Origin of the sequence: Psychrobacter sp. G, assembly GCF_000418305.1 — a bacterium.
GTDB classification, from domain to species: Bacteria; Pseudomonadota; Gammaproteobacteria; order Pseudomonadales; family Moraxellaceae; genus Psychrobacter; species Psychrobacter cryohalolentis.
On the sequence record NC_021661.1, the window covers coordinates 1,485,516 to 1,502,525 of the forward strand.

A 17,010-nucleotide genomic window follows, 5' to 3' on the forward strand; every position below is an offset into this window, starting at 1 on the left:
AACAACCTTTTTTTATATTTATATCTAAGATATTACAAGCCAGCCCCAAGACAAACTTCCAATGGCATTATCACAATGCAATTCATAACTTGTCTAAGTTTATTATTTTAAAGACCTTCTGAAAAATAGGCTGGCAAGCGCGCAGGCAAGCGTCAGTGACAACAACATCGAGACTAAAGTATGGCTAAAAAAATGGTCGCCAAATGCCATTTTATATAGCCCCATCGTCCATCCTAAAACTGTGACTATTGCAAAGATTTTATAGCGATATTTTTGTACTGTTGGTAAAAATGCCAATCCATATAAAGAGAATCCTGCGCTGGCATGCGCCGCTGGAAAGCACTTCGCAGGTGTTTTAGCGAGTATGTTTTGCCAAAGATTGAGATATGGTAAATCACCATTGAAAAGAAATAAACTATTTGGGCAGCTAACATGGGTAAAGCTCTTGAGGGTTGCGATAACCGTAGGTACTATGATGATAGTGATTAATAAATAACCTACTTCTCGGCTAGACAATGCTGCGATTGGTCTAATAAAGAACACTTTAGCATTCACAGTATTAGTGTATCGACGTTGCCAATAGTGCCAAATTAATACCATTATTAAATAGACGCCAAATAATATTAATAATAATTTTGGAAAATCATAAAAGATAAATCTATAAGGCTGCGCACCTTTTTCAAGAAGCCAATGTCCATTAATATAGAAAAGCTCACTAATACGAATATCAAATTGGCTGTGCTCAAACGTCAATGTCGCAATAATCGTTAAGCACAGCAGCTTGAGCCACGTCCAATCAGTTGTGTTTTTTACTAGCGTCATTGAGTCTCCTTTTAAATTATATTAAGTCGAAAATTTCTGAGCCTTACTTAATATAAAAGGTTCCAGAACGCCATTACCCATAAGACAAACAAAAGCAATAACGCCAAAAATTGCGCCGCAGAACCTACATCTTTAGCTATTTTAGCGAGTGGATGTTGGTTCGTTGAGGTATGATCAACACTGGCTTCAATACCAGTATTAAACAGCTCAACGATAAGGGATAAAAAAGAGATGATTGTCAGCATCATTTTTATGCTGATATCAAAAGGGATAAGTATGATTGCCATTAATAAGACGCTATTAAGCCAGAATACTTGTCTAAAAGCCGCCTCATATTTATAAGCGGCTTTAAAACCATCTAAGGAATAACCGGCAGCTTTAACAATACGAGAAAGACCTTTGTTGCCTTTGGCAAGACTGGCATAACTATTAGGTGCAAGCAGTTGAGTAGCCGTCGTTTGGTTTTTTGATTCGGAGTTGATTGTATTCATATTGAATTCTTAATACGCATTAATATTGAGTTACGCTAGATGTTTTGAGTAATTAAAAAAATAATTAAACAAAAAATTAGCATACTGTTCTTATGAAAACAGTATAAAACAGGGGATATTAAGAAAACGTTAAGACAGTATTGATTGGTTGATTCATGAAATACAGTGAAGACTTATATATGGCATTTATTATAATAAATGCTAAACGTACTACCACCTGTAGCATTGTCTTGGTGCATAAGCTCCCAGTCCATATGAGTCATGATACGTTGCACAATGCTAAGACCCAAACCGCTACCTTCTACCTGATCGCTGGTATTTATGTCATTCAGACGCTCAAATCGCTCATACAGTAGTGGCATCATTGCTTCAGGAATCCCAAGGCCTGTATCAGAGACTGTAATTTTCTCAGCATCGATAGTGACAATGACTTCACCATCATCTGTGTATTGAAACGCATTTTTTATTAAATTACCCAATGCCATTTTTAGCAGCTCAGGGCGGACATTTGCTATGTAATCTTGCTCAGCGACTACTTTACAAGTTACCGGTTTATGGCGGAGCAAATATGTTAAGCGTGTCACTTCATTAAGGGCGATGGTGTTGATAGAGGTTTGCGGTGTGTCCAGCTGTTCAGGCGCGCGCGATAAAAGTAATAAAGCGCTGATGATTTCAGAGGTTTCTTTGGCGGTCGTACTAATACGGTTGGCGAATTCGCTTAGGCGACTGTGGTCTTCAAGTTGTGAGGCTAATACCTCTGATGCACCCATGATAATGGTCAACGGTGTGCGTAATTCATGACTGACATCGCCAGTAAATAGCTGCTCACGTTTTAGATATTGCTCTAGTTTATGATTTTTTTCATCGATAGCGCGTGCTAATACCCCAACTTCTGAGGGTAGATGAGTTAAGTCAGTGAGGTTTTGATGATCGGTTTCTACGGCTTGCTTTAAATCTAGTAAAGGCTTGATGATTTGCTTAGAGGATAAGTAAGAGAATAGCGCTGCAATAAGCAAGCTCAAAATAACCGCAATTTTTAGTGCATCTGCAAATATATCCTCTAACTCTTCGAAGATGGCTAAAACAGGATAGTTTTCCATCACCATCTCAGACCCTTCTAAGTAAGTCAAAATATATTTTTGCTCATTTTGTTGATGGGCAAAAAAATGAAGATTCGTTTCAGTGTTGCCTGTTTGATTGTTCACGGTTACCTGCATCTCTTGAACGGTTTCGTTTGCTATCGCTTTTAAATTTTCAGGCGCACTGTCATAACGATAAATTTTGATACCAGGATTTGCTGTATAAGCCGCCTGTTCACCTTCTTTTTCTTGACTAAGTTGCAGCTGTTGTAAAAGACGCCCTTTCACTAAGTCCTGTTCGATTCGCACCTCAGCGTACATAAAAATACTGACGAACGTTGTGCAAAGCAGTAAGGCAAATAACAAATAGGAGATTCGAAACTTATTAGCGATGGATTCTATAGTGAACATGGCAGGTGCTTATTTAGAGTCAGGTAATATATAGGGAAGTACAGGCGTAACTACTTATAGTAAACTTCAATCTTTAAATTGTATTATGAATTTTCAAACTTTATCTGGGTCAATAATTTGGTAACCAACACCAGCCATTGTTACTATCATGACTTTATCAAACGGTTTATCAACTTGCGCACGCACACTATGCAAATGGGTGCGAAGCGCATCACTACTTGGCACATCTTGTCCCCATACTTTTTCCTCAAGCTCAGTTTTACTGACTACCCGAGGCGAGGCAATCATCAGAGTGTGTAAGATTTTGAATCCCGTTGGGGTTAGTTTTAATGGTTTGTCTTCTCGTTTGATACTGTGTTCCTCAGTATTTAGAGACAGCTTGCCAACTTCTATATTGTGCTGAAAGTGTTCATCTTGATGGCGGCGTATTAATGCTTTGATGCGAGCTTCTAATTCAACCAATGAGAAAGGTTTGACCAAATAATCATCCGCACCACTATCAAACCCTGCAACCTTATCCAAAACAGTATCACGCGCGGTCAGCATCAATACGGGCGTCTTATCATGCAGCTCTTCTCTAAGCGTTTTGCACAGCTTAGTACCATCCATACCGGGAAGCATCACGTCGAGCAATATAACATCGTAGCGATTGCTTGATACCAGTGCTAAGCCACTCAGACCATTATGGGCATTGTCCAACTCGAAACCTTTTGCCTCAAAAAAAGCATAGATATTGGCTACGATATCAGGATTGTCTTCAATAATAAGTATCTTATACATAATGGCTACTATCTACAAAAAGCGTGAGTTAAATAAAAATAGTTTAATGGGTAGTCTTAAAAAAGGTTGGTTCTGACGCTACTTCTTGAGTAGTAATACCAAAAAAATGCAATAAGGTTGGCGTAATAAAATCATGTGACACTGGCTGATTGGTCATATTAGACAGACTCTTAGGATTGATGCCATTGTTTTTAGGTGACCAAATAATGACTGGCACCTGTTTTTGCGCATTCGGCGCAATACCGTACGGCAGACCATGTAAATATACATTGTTTTCACCCAGACTTTCCCCATGATCACTAATATATACCATCACCACATCATAATCTTGCTCGTAGGGTTTTAGCGTATCTATGACGGCATTTAAAAAGTAATCGGTATAGCGAATCGCATTGTCATAACCATTTACAACGGATTGAGCATCACACTTAGATAACTCGTTGGTCATGCAGACTGGCTTGTATTCTTCAAATTCCTTGGGATAACGTTGGTAATAAGCAGGACCGTGATTGCCCATTTGATGTAATAAAATCAGTGTATCTTGTGGCTTCGCAGCAGTCTTGACACCTGTGTCCGACTTAACTAAAGTATCAAAACCGTCCAACATGCCAATATCACGACATTCAATATCACAATTAGGATTTAGCTTAGGCGTTTTATAGTCCTCAACGGTGACTCGATCTGCCACGCCTTTAGAGCTAGAGTTATTGTCCCGCCAGATAACATTAACGCCTTGTTTATTGAGGGTATCAAGCACGTTTTCATTATATTCAGCAGTATCAACGTCGTAATCGCTTCGGTTTGCATAACTGAACATGCAAGGTACTGAATAAGCAGTTGACGTACCACAAGAGGTCGCATGCTTGTAGCTATAGGTATCCGGCTGGCTGGCTAGTAACGGCATCGTATCGCGTTTATAGCCATTCAAGCCAATATGGTCAGCGCGAACCGTTTCACCGACTACGAACACCATCAGCTTAGGTTTCGTTGTGCTACTGACGGCTGCGGTACGCTTTGCATCTGGCGCATGCAGTATCAAGGTATCAGGACGGCGTAGCTCATCGACGTAATCGGTACCGAGTTTGATAACAGAATAAACAGGGGTAATGGGATTGGTATAACTACGCACTATTTTATGCTGGCGGAAAAAGCTGGCGTATTGATCTCCAAATGGTAATAGGCAAACCGCTATTATCGCAATAGACGTTATCAAGGTGATTGTCTTTTGCACGATTGAGCGAACTATAGACAAACGCTTTATACGAATCTTACTAATCAAAAAAGCAGGTAGCACACCCAATAGTAGCAGTCGAACAATAAAGCTTGGTGCTATCAAACCCATCGCTTCTGCTTGGTCTGTCTGCAAGCTGTTAACCAACATGCCAGTGTCAAATATCGTTCCATAAGCATCGGTGAAGTAACCACATACTGCCGCAATCAGCACCATAGCAATAAGCACTACTTTTGCCGTCGGTCGATAACATAATAGCTGAAACAATAACCACATCAGCCCAAACAGTAAGCCAGTCAGAGAAACAATAAAACCAATGTTATCAGCAAACGGATAGATCGTTAATACTTGTTTAAAGAAGCCAATATTTGCAGTAGCAACGAGATAGAGCGTAACCACTATAATCAGATAAGTAAGATTGACTTCACGATGATAAAATTTATTTTTATCGAAGGTTGCATTATTATTTTTAGCAAGACTTATATTATGGGTTTCTGCAATGGCTAGATCGGTAATTAAGTGTTTTGACATACACAGACTTCTTAATAGAGTGAGATAAATTTTATTCTCTAAGGTAGCAATTACCCTGTTAAGAAGATGTTAAGAAGCCTATATTAGATGCATAATAGATAACGAAGATACAGATTGTATCTGATACTCTAAAAACTCATAAAATACTCACAAAAACGGCTGTAAAAGAGACTTCTCATTCATGATTACGCTCATCCAAAAAAATCAGCAGTTGTTCCTTTTAGGAGTCTTTATTCTATTAGTGATGGTTGTTTTATGGGTTTTACAGTATGTGATAATTCGCTATGGTCAGAAGGTACTGAATCAGGTGCCGACATATTGGACGGTGCTCGAACAATATCTTGGAAAAAGCAAACGACTCACTCGCTTAAAAAATAACTATCCAAAACTGTATCATGCTTCGTTGCAAAGGCTCACTGTACAGCACTTTTATGGATTGCCTCTGACGGTTTTATTTTTAGTCATGGGTTATATCTTAGCTTTGCTTTTTGGTTTGGTTGAAGATGTTGTTACTTCAGATACTATTGTGGCAACGGATTTTTTTGTGTCACAGCAAATGAGTATGCTGAGTGAGTCGCCTGTAGTGACGTTTTTTATTTTTATTACTAGCTTTGCCTCTACTGCAACGACCTGTTTAATCGTATTACTAGTCTGTATCCTATGCTGGGTGATTCGCCAACCCTATATATTAGTAGGGTTCTTAATAGCCACTTTAGGAAGTACGATATTTACTTTCCTCAGCAAGCTATTATTTCATCGCACGCGACCAGTAGATATTTTATTGTTTGAGCAGACAGATTCTTTTCCTAGTGGACATGCGACGGTTACGGTTGCGTTATATGGTTTTCTGGCTTACATGGCCATTCGTTTTAGTCGCAACTTTGCCACGCAAGTTCGGATAGCTGTAATTACTGTCTTTTTCTCACTATTGGTAGGATTAAGCAGGATTTTGCTGAATGAGCATTATTTGAGCGATGTACTGGGAGGTTATTTGGTAGGCGCATTATGGCTAACAGTAGCAATTAGTGTGACAGAGTGGCTAAGGACGCGTGACAAAGTTGATTGGCAGATAAGTTGGTCAGTTACTCAGGTTCGTCTGGTCTGGCTCAATATTGTATGTGTACTGATCGGCACTTCGATATATGCTGAATTTTATCAGTTGCCATTGTTAATCTAAGTAAATTCAAGGTATTAACGCCAAAAAAATAGTATCGTTCATATTTAACATTAATAATAATGGCTAGTTTTTAGTCATAGGCTCGTCCCAGTACGGTGGTGTACCATAATAATCATCTATAAAATCAATAAAGCATCTCACCTTCTGTGGCAGCAGTTTAATGTAAGCATAAACTACATATAAGCCCAAAGCCTCAGTGCAATTTTTAGCAACACTACGACCAGTTTACCACTCATAAGCGCCTCACTAATAATGAAAGCCGGCTGTAATATCAGTCCTGCTCTTGCAATAGATACATTCATTACTGTAAGCACAATAAGCTACTTCAGCACTCCATAAAAATTACTATATAATCTGACGCTTATAGGCAAATATTTGCTATCGTTGATGGACAATTATTCAACTGCTATTTCTAATAGGCTGCCTAATACATCATCATGATACTACATCCATTTACCCGTCTCAGCGGCTCTATCAGTGCTTGGATAACTATCTTTGTGATTATATTACACGGTCTTACTGTATGGGCTGTGATATCTATGGATAGCCCTGAAATTTTAGAGGCTAAAGCGGCTAAGCCTCAGGCAATCCAATTAGAGCTAGTGATATTGCCAAAATCATCCGCAGCGGCTACTGAAGAACGTCGTGCCGAAAATATCCTTACAAACTCTAACTCTGTTCCTCAACGACTGCCGCAATCAGAGAAAAAATCCGCTGAACTATCAGATACTAAACAGGTAGAAGCTAAGCCAGTAAATGCTGTATCAGAGCCAACCTTTAGTAAACCGCTAAATTCTATTAAACCTTTAAGTTCTGAACCAAAAAAACAAACATCTGATCCAATAAAAAATCCGTCAAATCCAGAAAAGACTAAGATAACAAAAGAAACTCAACTGCCAGTCTTGGTACAGAAAAATACGACCAAAGAATCGGAAGAAATTGCCAAAAAAATGACGGAAGAAGAACAGGATCTTGTAGCCTTGGTTCAAGCGATGACAGAACAGGTCAGCCCTGAATCAACAGATATGTCAACGCAAGGGCTGGTCGTAAAAGAGACGAGAAAAACAGTTAGGATTAAGGCTGAAGAAGAGATAGATATAGCGTCGTTAATCCGATCGGTGACAGCACAATTCAATCGTGATCAAGCACGTCAGTGGCAAGAAGGTAGAAAACGCGCAGGGCAAGAGCTGCTGCAAGCGCAGGCTGGCAAGAGTAATGAGAAACGAAAACAGCTTAATCTCAATGATGAGGCAGTTGACTTTTTGGAGGAGCAAGCCAGCTGGCTTGATCAGAAGAAACCTGACACCGACCTACCGTCGGCGATTTGGCGTGAAGTGACTAGTCAATCAGGCGATATCTTCACTGTATTATTGGAGCTTCATGTCGATAAAAGTGGCTATATTACGGATGTGCAATTGCTCGAATCATCGGGTAATAAGATTGTTGATATTGCAGCGATGACTCAAGTCAGAGCAGGACAACTTAAACCGTTCCAACAAAATGAGCGACCTGTTAATGGCATTGTACCGATGTCATTAATATATGAGCGACCTTAATCTAAGTAATAGCTCGTTTTCCTTTTTTGATTAAACCGACTATATGAAGAATGTGTTCATAAAAAATGTATTGTCAGCCTCACTAGCTACTTAACTGCTTTTAGGAGCCTATATGGATTTTACAGATTATTGGCAATATACGGATATCATTACTAAGAGTTTATTTTTCGCATTATTTGCTTTGTCGATTGTGTCTTGGGTGACAGGGATTTTACGATTGTACTATAGCCATCAGTTGGCTAAAACCGTCGTCGTTGACTTATCTCAGCAAATACACAACCAGATACCGCCCACTTTGCAAGCTAGCCCAGAAGAGCGCAGGCTTCTCACCGAACAGATGTTATTACAGCAGATTGGTCGATATCGTTATCAAAGCGAGCAAGGGTTACCACTGCTCGGTACGACTGCTGCTATTGCACCCTTTATTGGGCTATTTGGGACAGTGTGGGGCATATTCCATGCGCTACGTAGTATTGGTGATAGTGGGCAGGCAGGACTTGCCCAAGTAGCGGGCCCAGTAGGTGAAGCGCTTATTATGACTGGTCTAGGTCTTGCGGTCGCGATTCCTGCGGTGATTTTCTATAACGTCATTACGCGTATGAATCGCCGAATCTTGTATAGAGCCAATGACATTGCGCATGGTCTATTAGGCGAGTCAATGCGGCCGAGTATGCTAGCAAATAGCAAAGCAACTCCCGTTAAAGCAACTGGTGCCAAAGTGACTGATAGTCAAGTTGCTGATGGCAAAGTATAGACAGTGGCTATTCATTCGATAAACTGACGAATAAAGAAAAATAAGGAGGCAGGTATGGCATTCCATCTAGGTGATGAAGAGACCCAAGGTATGAGCGAGATGAATCTCATTCCGCTCATTGATATTATGCTGGTACTGATGATTATCTTTTTGGTCACAGCCACGGTGATGAATCCAACCGTACCACTAGATCTGCCCGATACCAATGCCACAGTAAGGGGCTTGCCAAATGAAATATTGCAAATAAGCATTGATAAAGACAATGGTCTATTTTTGGATGAGGAAGCGCTGACGTTAGCGCAATTGCGATTGCGGCTTGAAGAAACATCAAAAGACGGTACTAATCCGAATATTCATTTGCGGGCGGATCAAGACACCCGTTATGATATGGTGGCGCAAGTGCTGGCTGCCGCCAGTAGTGCGGGTTTGACTAAGGTTGCTTTTGTCACTGAATAAATAGCCATTTATAGAATAGAAAATTTCCTGCTGCAAATATTAAAGAAGGGGCTAAGATTATTAATCTTAACCCCTTCTTTAATGTCTTGAACCGTGTTTATGATAAAAGTAAACATAGTAGAATCACTGTAAAACTAGTCGAAATTATTCAATAACGTATCGATGTTATGTTGAACAACCTATATGTATTTTAATTTTTTAATCACGTTATTCGTTCAAAAAACCACCACAATGCAATGGCGATACTAACAAAAGAGCCAGCATAAAATATAACCGATTTATAAAAACGCGTATGACGTAATAACAGCGCGATCGGAAATACTATGGCAATGAATACTAGTTGTCCTAGCTCAATCCCTACATTGAAGCTTAATAATGCCAATACGCGCTCACTTGTTGCTAGTGGCAGATCTACGAGCACATTGGCAAAGCCAAACCCGTGAATCAGACCAAAAACAAAGGCTAGATAGACCGCTCGCACCCGTAACACCGGGACTAGATTGTTTAACGCAGCGAATGCGATGGACAGAGCAATTAAAGATTCGATAAAGCGGGCAGGTATACTAACGATACCAAGAGCAGCTAAGCTCAAGGTAATTGAGTGCGCAAGCGTAAAGGACGTTGCAATCCAAAATACCTCAAGTAATGCAGCTCGCGGCTTGGCAACGGCAACCAATTGTTTTTGCTTGCGCACGTAAACTGCTGGTATTAAAAGGACAAACAAAAACAATAGATGATCCCAGCCGATCAGCAAGTGATGTATCCCACTTTTTAAAAAGTTTGTCGCCGTAGAGAGCCAGCCGGAGTCTGTCCCAGCACCTAATGAAGTTTGTCCAACGGTCAATACTTGAACCGGTAATTCGCTACCAGCTTGCGTCAGTATCAAGCGGTGGTTAGCATCGATACCTGCCAGCACTTGATAGTTAAGCTCTGAGATAGGAGCAGCGCAGCCCAATTCAAATTCGGTATGTAAGTAATTAAAGCCACCACGCGTATTAATCGCTAGTGGCGCAAAGTTTGTGGTTTGACAGGATTGATCGCCCGCTGCTAATGTCACCTGAGCAGCAATAAGCTGTTCTATAAGCGTCGTCTGTGATTTGACCTCTGCCCAACTTACTTGACTGTCTTGGTTTGAGTCTATATCTATCAGCAAAGCTAAGTCTCGAAGCGATAGCTCGTACTTAGCCTTATAAGCAGTATCTGCTGTACTCGATGAGCTCAGGGGCTCTAAGTTTAAGTAAGCCGTACTAGATTCATGTGCCTGTAGTGCCGTAGACGTCAGCACCAATAAGAATAAAGTCAGATAACGATAAGTGTGACTACAAATGAGCCTGATAAATGCGCTCATGAAGGTGTCTCCTTACTCACTTGCTTGCTTGAACTGCTGATTTTTCCTAAGCGCAGATCGCGCTCGAGTGCTGGGTATTCAAATTGTGTGTCTGTCATAAACTGGCGCAATAGCTCAATGTCTTTTTTGCTACCGGCTTTGATGGCTGCTGTCGCATAGATCACGATGTCAGCCGTTTCGCGCTGTTGTTGCCAGTTTTCGCGAGCCAATTGCAGCGCTGGGTTGATTTGGTTAGCAAGTAGGGCATAAGTAGCCTGTTCACGCATGTGGGCATTTTCCTCACGTATCTTCCATACATCGATGCGTTCTTTCATAAGTCCTAAGTTTTGCTGAGCGTTAGGATCCCCCAGTTGAATTTGAGCCGTGATGAGCTTTAGCAATAGCGCGTCTTTGTCAGTATGATCCTGAAGCAATAGCCGCGTTTTTTCATAGTCTCCTTGTTTTAATAGCCAATCAGCGCGTGCCATGAGTGCGGGTACAGTTTGAGTGTCCATCACACTAAAGACTTGAGTAGCAAGCGCAACATCCTTGCTACGCAGTGCAGCGTCTGCCTGAATAAGGTAAATCCAGCGTGCGGTCGATGCATCGAGTCCGGGCGCAAGATTGGCGAGCCCATTCAGGGTTTGCTTTGCTTGCGTCAGTTGACCGGTCATGCTCTGCACTTGAGCCATACATGCCAATTGATAGACGCGTAGGGAAGCATCATCGAGTTTTGTACAGTAGCTCATTGCCTCCTCAAACTGACCTTGTACGACAAGCAGAGAAGAGAGTGTCAACAGCGCATCTGCATGAGCAGGATCTTTACTTAATATCTGCTTTAGCTGTGCTTTAGCTTCGGAGAACTTGTGATCTGCCTGTAATGCTCGTGCTCGTAACATGAGGGTTTCTACATCCGGATCCTTTATTTGATCCAGCTGCGCTCGGGCTTGACCCAGCGCACGTGGATCACCCTGTAAGTAAGCGCGCTCTAAAAGCTTACTGGTTTGCTCAGGACTGGCTGTGCTCGCACTAGATAAAAAGCTGTCTGAGTTTGAGTAGCGCGGCGGCGGTGAATCAGTGGGTAAGGTCTCAAGAATTTGTTGGTCGCTTTTTGGAATAAAGGGTGCAGCATGAAGAAGGGGGCTGCCGATAAGTAATAACGGTAGTAGTCCAATAAAGGGCTTAATCCAGTTCATAAGATCTCTCAGCTCAAAACATAAAGAAACACCTGATCAAGAGTTTGATCAGGTGTCAGGTTTATATCACGTCAGATTACAACGAGGCGTTGGCACCTGTTACCGCAACAGGCTCTGCTAGATTGGCTTCGGGAAGGATAATCCGATCAATATCTTGCGGTTCGTCGGTATTTACATCCTTACTGGCGTTGATCACGGTAGAGACCCTCTCCACTGCTAGATTTGCCTTCGCTTGATCTTCTGCTACATTGGGATTGCCCTGATTTCCTGTCTCAAAGTTCTTGTTGTCGTTATCACCGAAACAGCCAGAAAGAGCAGCCGATCCGGTAACCAATATCGCTAAAAGTACATAGCGCATGGTGTTTCTCCTTAGGTTAGATTCAGCTTAGCGACTGCCTGCATTAGGGGTTTTTAGATAAGGAAAGACTGAGTCAAAAGCAGTGGCAGATTTTACGACTCCATCAGTAAATGGCGCTGTACCAGCTTTCGCATCAGCAGGGACACAAGTAGCTTCTGGAGGTAGTCCAGCATGACATAGGACGCCCATCGCTACTCTTAACGATACATCAGTTACATCATCACCAGGTCGTCTACCATTCGGGAAACCTGCTGTATCACCACCAATAACACCTAAGTCATTTTGACTTGCCGCTACTACAGTAGGTGTCGTGGTATTTAAGCGTAACATATCAGCTGGGACTAAAGCTTTGTTAGCTGGTTTGTTGATAGTAGGAACGCCCGTTAGGAACGCAGTTACTAGATCTTGACGCGGGAAGTTAGTAGGTGCTGGCGCACTTGGATATAGTTTTTGAATCAAAGCAGGTAACGTAGGATAGAACACATAATTCTTGAAATTAGCCACGTCATCTTTTGGCTCTGAGGCGTTAAATTTGTCTTTGTCTTTAAGACCAATGACGACCTCATTGACCAGCGGCATACCCAATCTTGAAACTTGAGTCCATGCACCACCTTTCTTAGCGGTGGTACTGATACCAGAAGCAGGTGAAGGATTGACTAAGGTAGCCTGACGAACACTGGCAGTCGTCCAAGCGCCGATCACAGGATCTACACCTCTCTTATTATTGCCTAAATCTACTTGGGCGGCGTTAACGAGACAAGCTTTAGGTATCTCCATTGCAATCGAGGTAATATTCTTATCTGCTAGTACGTTTGTCCCGCCGTCACGTGGACCTAATGGATTTAAATTAATCAGATCGAACACTCTACCCAAATCAATAGCAAAGCTTTCAGCGCGTTGACCGACAAAGACCTTGCCAGCCCCACAAGTGCCTAAGTTTAACGGTTGAATAAAGCCTCTTGCATAGCCTGGATAGTCTGCAAAAGACTTGGTGCCGATATAGTCAAATGGCTTGTTAAAATTCCCCAGTGGTGTACGCGCGCCGCTACGGCGATCACCTTTAACCATCGTCACACCATAGCTTTCACTGGTTTGCACGTTAGCTGGGTTTGAGGCATCGCCCGCGTTAGATAATGGTATCGCAACATTTGACGGACCGCCTGAGGGTATTTCGATGCTATTTAGTGTTTGTTTGAAGTCAAATTGGAAGGTGACGTCTTCGACCGCATCACCGTTGTTATCAATGTGGATCTCATATAGAGCATCATCATCTAACGAAAAATAGTTAGGCCCGCCATAGGCGTCTTGCAGTGGTAAATAGTTAGCAATGATGGTGACGTAATCTGCTCGGCCACTCTCATAGCTGTTAAACATATAGAGGTCAGTGGCATCGACTTTAGGCGTTTTGGTGATGGAGGGCGCTTCACGGTGACTAGAGGCTACAGCGCTTGCACTTGCGCATAAAGCCATCGCTGCTAATAGAGCGTGTGTAGTGTATTTCATACGAATCCTTGTAGAAAAACTTGAGGGCTAAGGGGTATTTAAATCATAAATATATAGACGGTATATACTTGGATATTGCATTACTAAATGGTTGATTTTGAAATATTTCCGAGAAGTTCCTGAGACAATTTAAATTTTCATTATATATAATCCATATATAAATATATCTAAACTATCCTCTGAATAAGTTAAACGAAACTATATGCTCAAGCAAGAATTTTATTATGGCACTCATCGGGTTTATCGTAACGTTCATCGGATTTATTGGGATAAGTGTTGTTTTTCTGTTACAAAAGCGTTTTTAAATCACTTATAAAGGTATTTACTTAAAAACATAAGGGAAATAAATGGAATATTGGCGCAAGAAAAGCAAGGATAATGGAATAATAAGCTGATAAAAAAGGCTCATTATGCAGGAGAGAATGGCACACGCTTTTAAGTCGTTCAAAGTTTTGAAAATATCGCAGCTTCATCTTGTCCTTATATATAGCTAACATTATAAATGTTCAATAATCTAAGATTAATGGTAATACATCAGAAAAAATAAGGTATTATTAATTAGATTAGCTTTATATAAGCAGTAGATTCATAAGACAAACACTATCTATACCAAAAATTTAATGATGTCTATTTATAATCAAGAAGACTGAAACCTGGATTCTATACCACTATGAAATCTACCATTGAATTACTCGAAGATACTGATTTTCCTAATATTAAAAGGCGAGAGCTTAAAATCTTGCAAGTGAATATGGGCTACTTGTGCAATATGTCCTGCGTGCATTGTCATGTTGCCGCCAGTCCGTACCGTACAGAGATGATGTCACGAGAGCTGGTTGAGTTGATTCTAGAGATTCTGCAAGCACAAAATATCGATACACTGGATTTGACTGGTGGCGCGCCTGAAATGCATGAAGACTTTAAGTACTTGGTTAAAGCGGCACGAGCGCTGGGTGTCAAAGTGATTGACCGCTGCAATCTGACGATTCTGATGGTAGAAGGTTATGAGGATATGGCGCAGTTCTTGGCGGACAATGAGGTTGAGGTTGTTGCTTCGCTCCCCTGTTACTCATTAGAAAACGTAGACAAGCAGCGCGGCAAAGGGGCGTTTGATGACAGTATCTTAGGACTACACAAGCTTAATGCTTTAGGTTATGGTAAATCTGGTTCGAATTTGACATTGAATCTTGTGTATAACCCGCAAGGGGCGACACTACCACCCAATCAGCAGCAGCTAGAAGCTGATTATAAGCGCGAGTTGAAAGCGCACTTCGATATTGAGTTTAATCAGCTATTTGCGTTAACCAATATGCCTATTCAGCGCTTTGGTGCGGTTTTATTGGCTAAAAAACAGTTCCATTCTTATATGGATTTACTCAAAGCCAATTATGTGGCTTCCAATTTAACCGAAGTGATGTGTCGCTCGACTATCAGTGTAAATTGGCTGGGAGAATTATTTGATTGCGATTTCAATCAGCAGCTTGAGATTCCGGTACCAAACAAAGCCCGCCGTCATCTACGAGATTTATTAACACAAAATCCTGCAGGTGATGATATTGCCATTGCGGACCATTGCTATGGGTGTACGGCAGGACAGGGCAGTAGCTGCGGCGGTATTTTAGAAGAGTCAGCTATATAGCTTTATTAGAGTAGATTAGATAAAACTGGAATAAATGAGATTAGGATAGGCAAAAACCTATCTATCTAAGCGGAGTTACTACCATGTCATTATTCAATAACTTAATAGTCAAAACGACTATTGCCACCGCTGTTTTGTTATCAAGCGCAGCCGCCTATGCAGATTTTAATCACAGCAGTTGGGATACGTTGCTAGACAAACATGTAACCATGACCAATGCTGGCAAAGCGTCTGTAGTTGATTATGTTGGCATGCAGTCAGATAAAAGTAAATTAGATAGCTATATGGCTGCCACTAGTAAGGTCAGTCAATCTGAATTTAACGGTTGGAATAAAGATGAGCAGCTAGCCTTTTTAATCAATGTCTATAACGCAGGCACGGTGGAGTTGGTGCTCACCAAGTATCCAAATATCAAATCAATTAAAGATATTGGATCTGTATTAAGCTCACCTTGGAAGCAGAGTTTCATTTCACTGTTGGGTAAAACGCGCTCGCTGGATGATATTGAGCACAATCTGATTCGCGGCTCCAAGCGTTACAACGACCCGCGTATTCACTTTGCGGTTAATTGTGCCAGTATTGGTTGTCCTGCGCTCCTAGATGATGCGTTTACTGGAAAGCGCTTAGAGAAGCAGTTAGAGCAAGTCACCAGTAAGTTTTTGGCAGACAGCAGCCGTAATCGCTTGAAGGGCAATACGCTTGAGGTATCACCAATTTTTAAATGGTATAAAGAAGATTTTACGATGGGTTGGCGCGGTACTAATGACGTTGCAGGATTTTTGGGACGTTATAGTCAAGCATTAGGAATGAATAGTACTCAAGTGAAGGCCTTAGAGCAGGGTAAAATAAAAGTCAGTTATACCAACTATGATTGGCGGTTGAATAAGAAATAAACTGGGCGTTAATAAAAATGACTGCTGTGCCAATCACACTCTCTATCGTAATACCGTTATTGAACGAAGCGGATAATTTGCCTAAATTGATGGGTCATCTTGCTCATCTGAATCCAGCACCTTATCAGGTCATACTAGTGGATGGCGGTTCAACAGATAACTCAGTTGCCCTTGCCAAGGAACTGATTGAAAGTTTGATAGATAGCAGTCCATCCGTTATTAGTGTACAGGTTATTGATTGGCAAATAATAGAGTCCGCCGCTGGACGTGCGCTGCAAATGAATGCAGGTGCTGAGCTAGCAATGGGTGATGTGTTGTTGTGTTTGCATGCGGATACGCAGCTGCCGAACCACGCTATTGCTGATATTACGTCAGCCGTCAGGCAAGCCGCGTGGGGGCGTTTTGATGTGCGTTTGGACAGTTCTGCATGGATGCTCAAGGTAGTCAGCCAGATGATCAATTGGCGTTCCAGATTAAGTGGGATTGCAACGGGTGATCAAGCGATATTTATCAAAAAACCACTTTTTAAGCAGCTGGGTGGTTACCCTCAGCAGCCACTTATGGAAGATATTGAACTTTGCAAACGTCTTAAAGCTATTGGTAAGCCAGCTTGTCTACGAAGCAAGGTGATAACTTCGGCACGGCGCTGGCAACAGTATGGAACTTGGCGCACGATAGGTTTGATGTGGCATCTGCGTTTTGATTACTGGCGCGGTGTCTCTGCTGATAATATTAAGCAGCGTTATTATAAGACTTAGTAGCTAACAATTGCCCTTATTAGCAGTAAAGAGTCCTAGAGTGCGCTC

16 protein-coding genes are annotated in these 17,010 nt (G+C 41.5%); 7 read left to right on the plus strand and 9 right to left on the minus strand.

The genetic code is table 11. The annotated features are described in order from the left end of the window. Positions 1 to 102 precede the first annotated feature (102 nt). The 5 genes from PSYCG_RS06220 to PSYCG_RS06240 all read right to left on the minus strand — a co-directional run bounded on the left by PSYCG_RS06220 (position 103) and on the right by PSYCG_RS06240 (position 5,345). Complete coding sequence (locus PSYCG_RS06220) at positions 103 to 822, minus strand: PAP2 family lipid A phosphatase (RefSeq protein ID WP_020443438.1); 720 nt, start codon at positions 820 to 822, stop codon at positions 103 to 105. 47 nt (positions 823 to 869) lie between these two features. After that, positions 870 to 1,313 carry a diacylglycerol kinase gene (locus tag PSYCG_RS06225; RefSeq protein WP_020443439.1) on the minus strand — a complete coding sequence of 148 codons (444 nt, stop codon included), beginning with the start codon at positions 1,311 to 1,313 and terminating at the stop codon, positions 870 to 872. 173 nt (positions 1,314 to 1,486) lie between these two features. After that, a complete protein-coding gene (locus PSYCG_RS06230) occupies positions 1,487 to 2,803 on the minus strand; it encodes a sensor histidine kinase (protein WP_041772253.1) in 1,317 nt (438 codons plus the stop codon). A 93-nt stretch (positions 2,804 to 2,896) separates the two neighbouring features. Further along, on the minus strand, positions 2,897 to 3,583 hold the full coding sequence (locus tag PSYCG_RS06235; RefSeq protein ID WP_020443441.1) for a response regulator transcription factor: 687 nt from the start codon (positions 3,581 to 3,583) through the stop codon (positions 2,897 to 2,899). A gap of 43 nt (positions 3,584 to 3,626) precedes the next feature. Beyond that, positions 3,627 to 5,345, minus strand: a complete 1,719-nt coding sequence (locus tag PSYCG_RS06240; RefSeq protein WP_020443442.1) for a phosphoethanolamine transferase — start codon at positions 5,343 to 5,345, stop codon at positions 3,627 to 3,629. A gap of 181 nt (positions 5,346 to 5,526) precedes the next feature. On the opposite strand from PSYCG_RS06240, the gene PSYCG_RS06245 reads away from it, so the two are divergent. From PSYCG_RS06245 to PSYCG_RS06260, 4 genes are all read left to right on the plus strand, one after another. After that, positions 5,527 to 6,522 (plus strand): phosphatase PAP2 family protein, encoded by a 996-nt coding sequence (locus PSYCG_RS06245; RefSeq protein WP_020443443.1) that lies wholly within the window; start codon positions 5,527 to 5,529, stop codon positions 6,520 to 6,522. A gap of 539 nt (positions 6,523 to 7,061) precedes the next feature. Then, positions 7,062 to 8,078 (plus strand): energy transducer TonB, encoded by a 1,017-nt coding sequence (locus PSYCG_RS06250; RefSeq protein WP_133104381.1) that lies wholly within the window; start codon positions 7,062 to 7,064, stop codon positions 8,076 to 8,078. A 112-nt stretch (positions 8,079 to 8,190) separates the two neighbouring features. Then, positions 8,191 to 8,832 (plus strand): MotA/TolQ/ExbB proton channel family protein, encoded by a 642-nt coding sequence (locus PSYCG_RS06255; protein ID WP_020443446.1) that lies wholly within the window; start codon positions 8,191 to 8,193, stop codon positions 8,830 to 8,832. A 54-nt stretch (positions 8,833 to 8,886) separates the two neighbouring features. Next, positions 8,887 to 9,288, plus strand: coding sequence for an ExbD/TolR family protein (locus PSYCG_RS06260; RefSeq protein WP_020443447.1), 402 nt, complete (start codon positions 8,887 to 8,889; stop codon positions 9,286 to 9,288). A 202-nt stretch (positions 9,289 to 9,490) separates the two neighbouring features. Here the strand turns inward: PSYCG_RS06260 and PSYCG_RS06265 are convergent, their stop codons facing one another. From PSYCG_RS06265 to PSYCG_RS06280, 4 genes are all read right to left on the minus strand, one after another. Further along, a complete protein-coding gene (locus PSYCG_RS06265; RefSeq protein ID WP_020443448.1) occupies positions 9,491 to 10,636 on the minus strand; it encodes a HupE/UreJ family protein in 1,146 nt (381 codons plus the stop codon). After that, complete coding sequence (locus PSYCG_RS06270; protein WP_020443449.1) at positions 10,633 to 11,811, minus strand: tetratricopeptide repeat protein; 1,179 nt, start codon at positions 11,809 to 11,811, stop codon at positions 10,633 to 10,635. The genes PSYCG_RS06265 and PSYCG_RS06270 overlap by 4 nt, the downstream gene beginning before the upstream one ends. A gap of 76 nt (positions 11,812 to 11,887) precedes the next feature. Further along, complete coding sequence (locus PSYCG_RS06275) at positions 11,888 to 12,169, minus strand: hypothetical protein (RefSeq protein WP_020443450.1); 282 nt, start codon at positions 12,167 to 12,169, stop codon at positions 11,888 to 11,890. A 27-nt stretch (positions 12,170 to 12,196) separates the two neighbouring features. Continuing rightward, positions 12,197 to 13,672, minus strand: a complete 1,476-nt coding sequence (locus tag PSYCG_RS06280; RefSeq protein ID WP_020443451.1) for a DUF4331 domain-containing protein — start codon at positions 13,670 to 13,672, stop codon at positions 12,197 to 12,199. A gap of 670 nt (positions 13,673 to 14,342) precedes the next feature. On the opposite strand from PSYCG_RS06280, the gene arsS reads away from it, so the two are divergent. From arsS to PSYCG_RS06295, 3 genes are all read left to right on the plus strand, one after another. Beyond that, positions 14,343 to 15,311: an arsenosugar biosynthesis radical SAM (seleno)protein ArsS gene (gene arsS, locus PSYCG_RS06285; RefSeq protein WP_020443452.1), complete on the plus strand. Its 969-nt coding sequence runs from the start codon at positions 14,343 to 14,345 to the stop codon at positions 15,309 to 15,311. Positions 15,312 to 15,394: 83 nt separating this feature from the next. After that, entirely contained in the window at positions 15,395 to 16,204 is an 810-nt protein-coding gene (locus PSYCG_RS06290) for a DUF547 domain-containing protein (RefSeq protein WP_020443453.1), read from the plus strand. A gap of 17 nt (positions 16,205 to 16,221) precedes the next feature. Then, entirely contained in the window at positions 16,222 to 16,962 is a 741-nt protein-coding gene (locus tag PSYCG_RS06295; RefSeq protein WP_020443454.1) for a TIGR04283 family arsenosugar biosynthesis glycosyltransferase, read from the plus strand. Positions 16,963 to 17,010: the final 48 nt, after the last annotated feature.

Bases quoted from the DNA above. Each gene is read 5' to 3' on its own strand.
- PSYCG_RS06220 (WP_020443438.1), bottom strand. From the start codon at position 822: ATGACGCTAGTAAAAAACACAACTGATTGGACGTGGCTCAAGCTGCTG.
- PSYCG_RS06225 (WP_020443439.1), bottom strand. From the start codon at position 1,313: ATGAATACAATCAACTCCGAATCAAAAAACCAAACGACGGCTACTCAA.
- PSYCG_RS06230 (WP_041772253.1), bottom strand. From the start codon at position 2,803: ATGTTCACTATAGAATCCATCGCTAATAAGTTTCGAATCTCCTATTTG.
- PSYCG_RS06235 (WP_020443441.1), bottom strand. From the start codon at position 3,583: ATGTATAAGATACTTATTATTGAAGACAATCCTGATATCGTAGCCAAT.
- PSYCG_RS06240 (WP_020443442.1), bottom strand. From the start codon at position 5,345: ATGTCAAAACACTTAATTACCGATCTAGCCATTGCAGAAACCCATAAT.
- PSYCG_RS06245 (WP_020443443.1), top strand. From the start codon at position 5,527: ATGATTACGCTCATCCAAAAAAATCAGCAGTTGTTCCTTTTAGGAGTC.
- PSYCG_RS06250 (WP_133104381.1), top strand. From the start codon at position 7,062: ATGGATAGCCCTGAAATTTTAGAGGCTAAAGCGGCTAAGCCTCAGGCA.
- PSYCG_RS06255 (WP_020443446.1), top strand. From the start codon at position 8,191: ATGGATTTTACAGATTATTGGCAATATACGGATATCATTACTAAGAGT.
- PSYCG_RS06260 (WP_020443447.1), top strand. From the start codon at position 8,887: ATGGCATTCCATCTAGGTGATGAAGAGACCCAAGGTATGAGCGAGATG.
- PSYCG_RS06265 (WP_020443448.1), bottom strand. From the start codon at position 10,636: ATGAGCGCATTTATCAGGCTCATTTGTAGTCACACTTATCGTTATCTG.
- PSYCG_RS06270 (WP_020443449.1), bottom strand. From the start codon at position 11,811: ATGAACTGGATTAAGCCCTTTATTGGACTACTACCGTTATTACTTATC.
- PSYCG_RS06275 (WP_020443450.1), bottom strand. From the start codon at position 12,169: ATGCGCTATGTACTTTTAGCGATATTGGTTACCGGATCGGCTGCTCTT.
- PSYCG_RS06280 (WP_020443451.1), bottom strand. From the start codon at position 13,672: ATGAAATACACTACACACGCTCTATTAGCAGCGATGGCTTTATGCGCA.
- arsS (WP_020443452.1), top strand. From the start codon at position 14,343: ATGAAATCTACCATTGAATTACTCGAAGATACTGATTTTCCTAATATT.
- PSYCG_RS06290 (WP_020443453.1), top strand. From the start codon at position 15,395: ATGTCATTATTCAATAACTTAATAGTCAAAACGACTATTGCCACCGCT.
- PSYCG_RS06295 (WP_020443454.1), top strand. From the start codon at position 16,222: ATGACTGCTGTGCCAATCACACTCTCTATCGTAATACCGTTATTGAAC.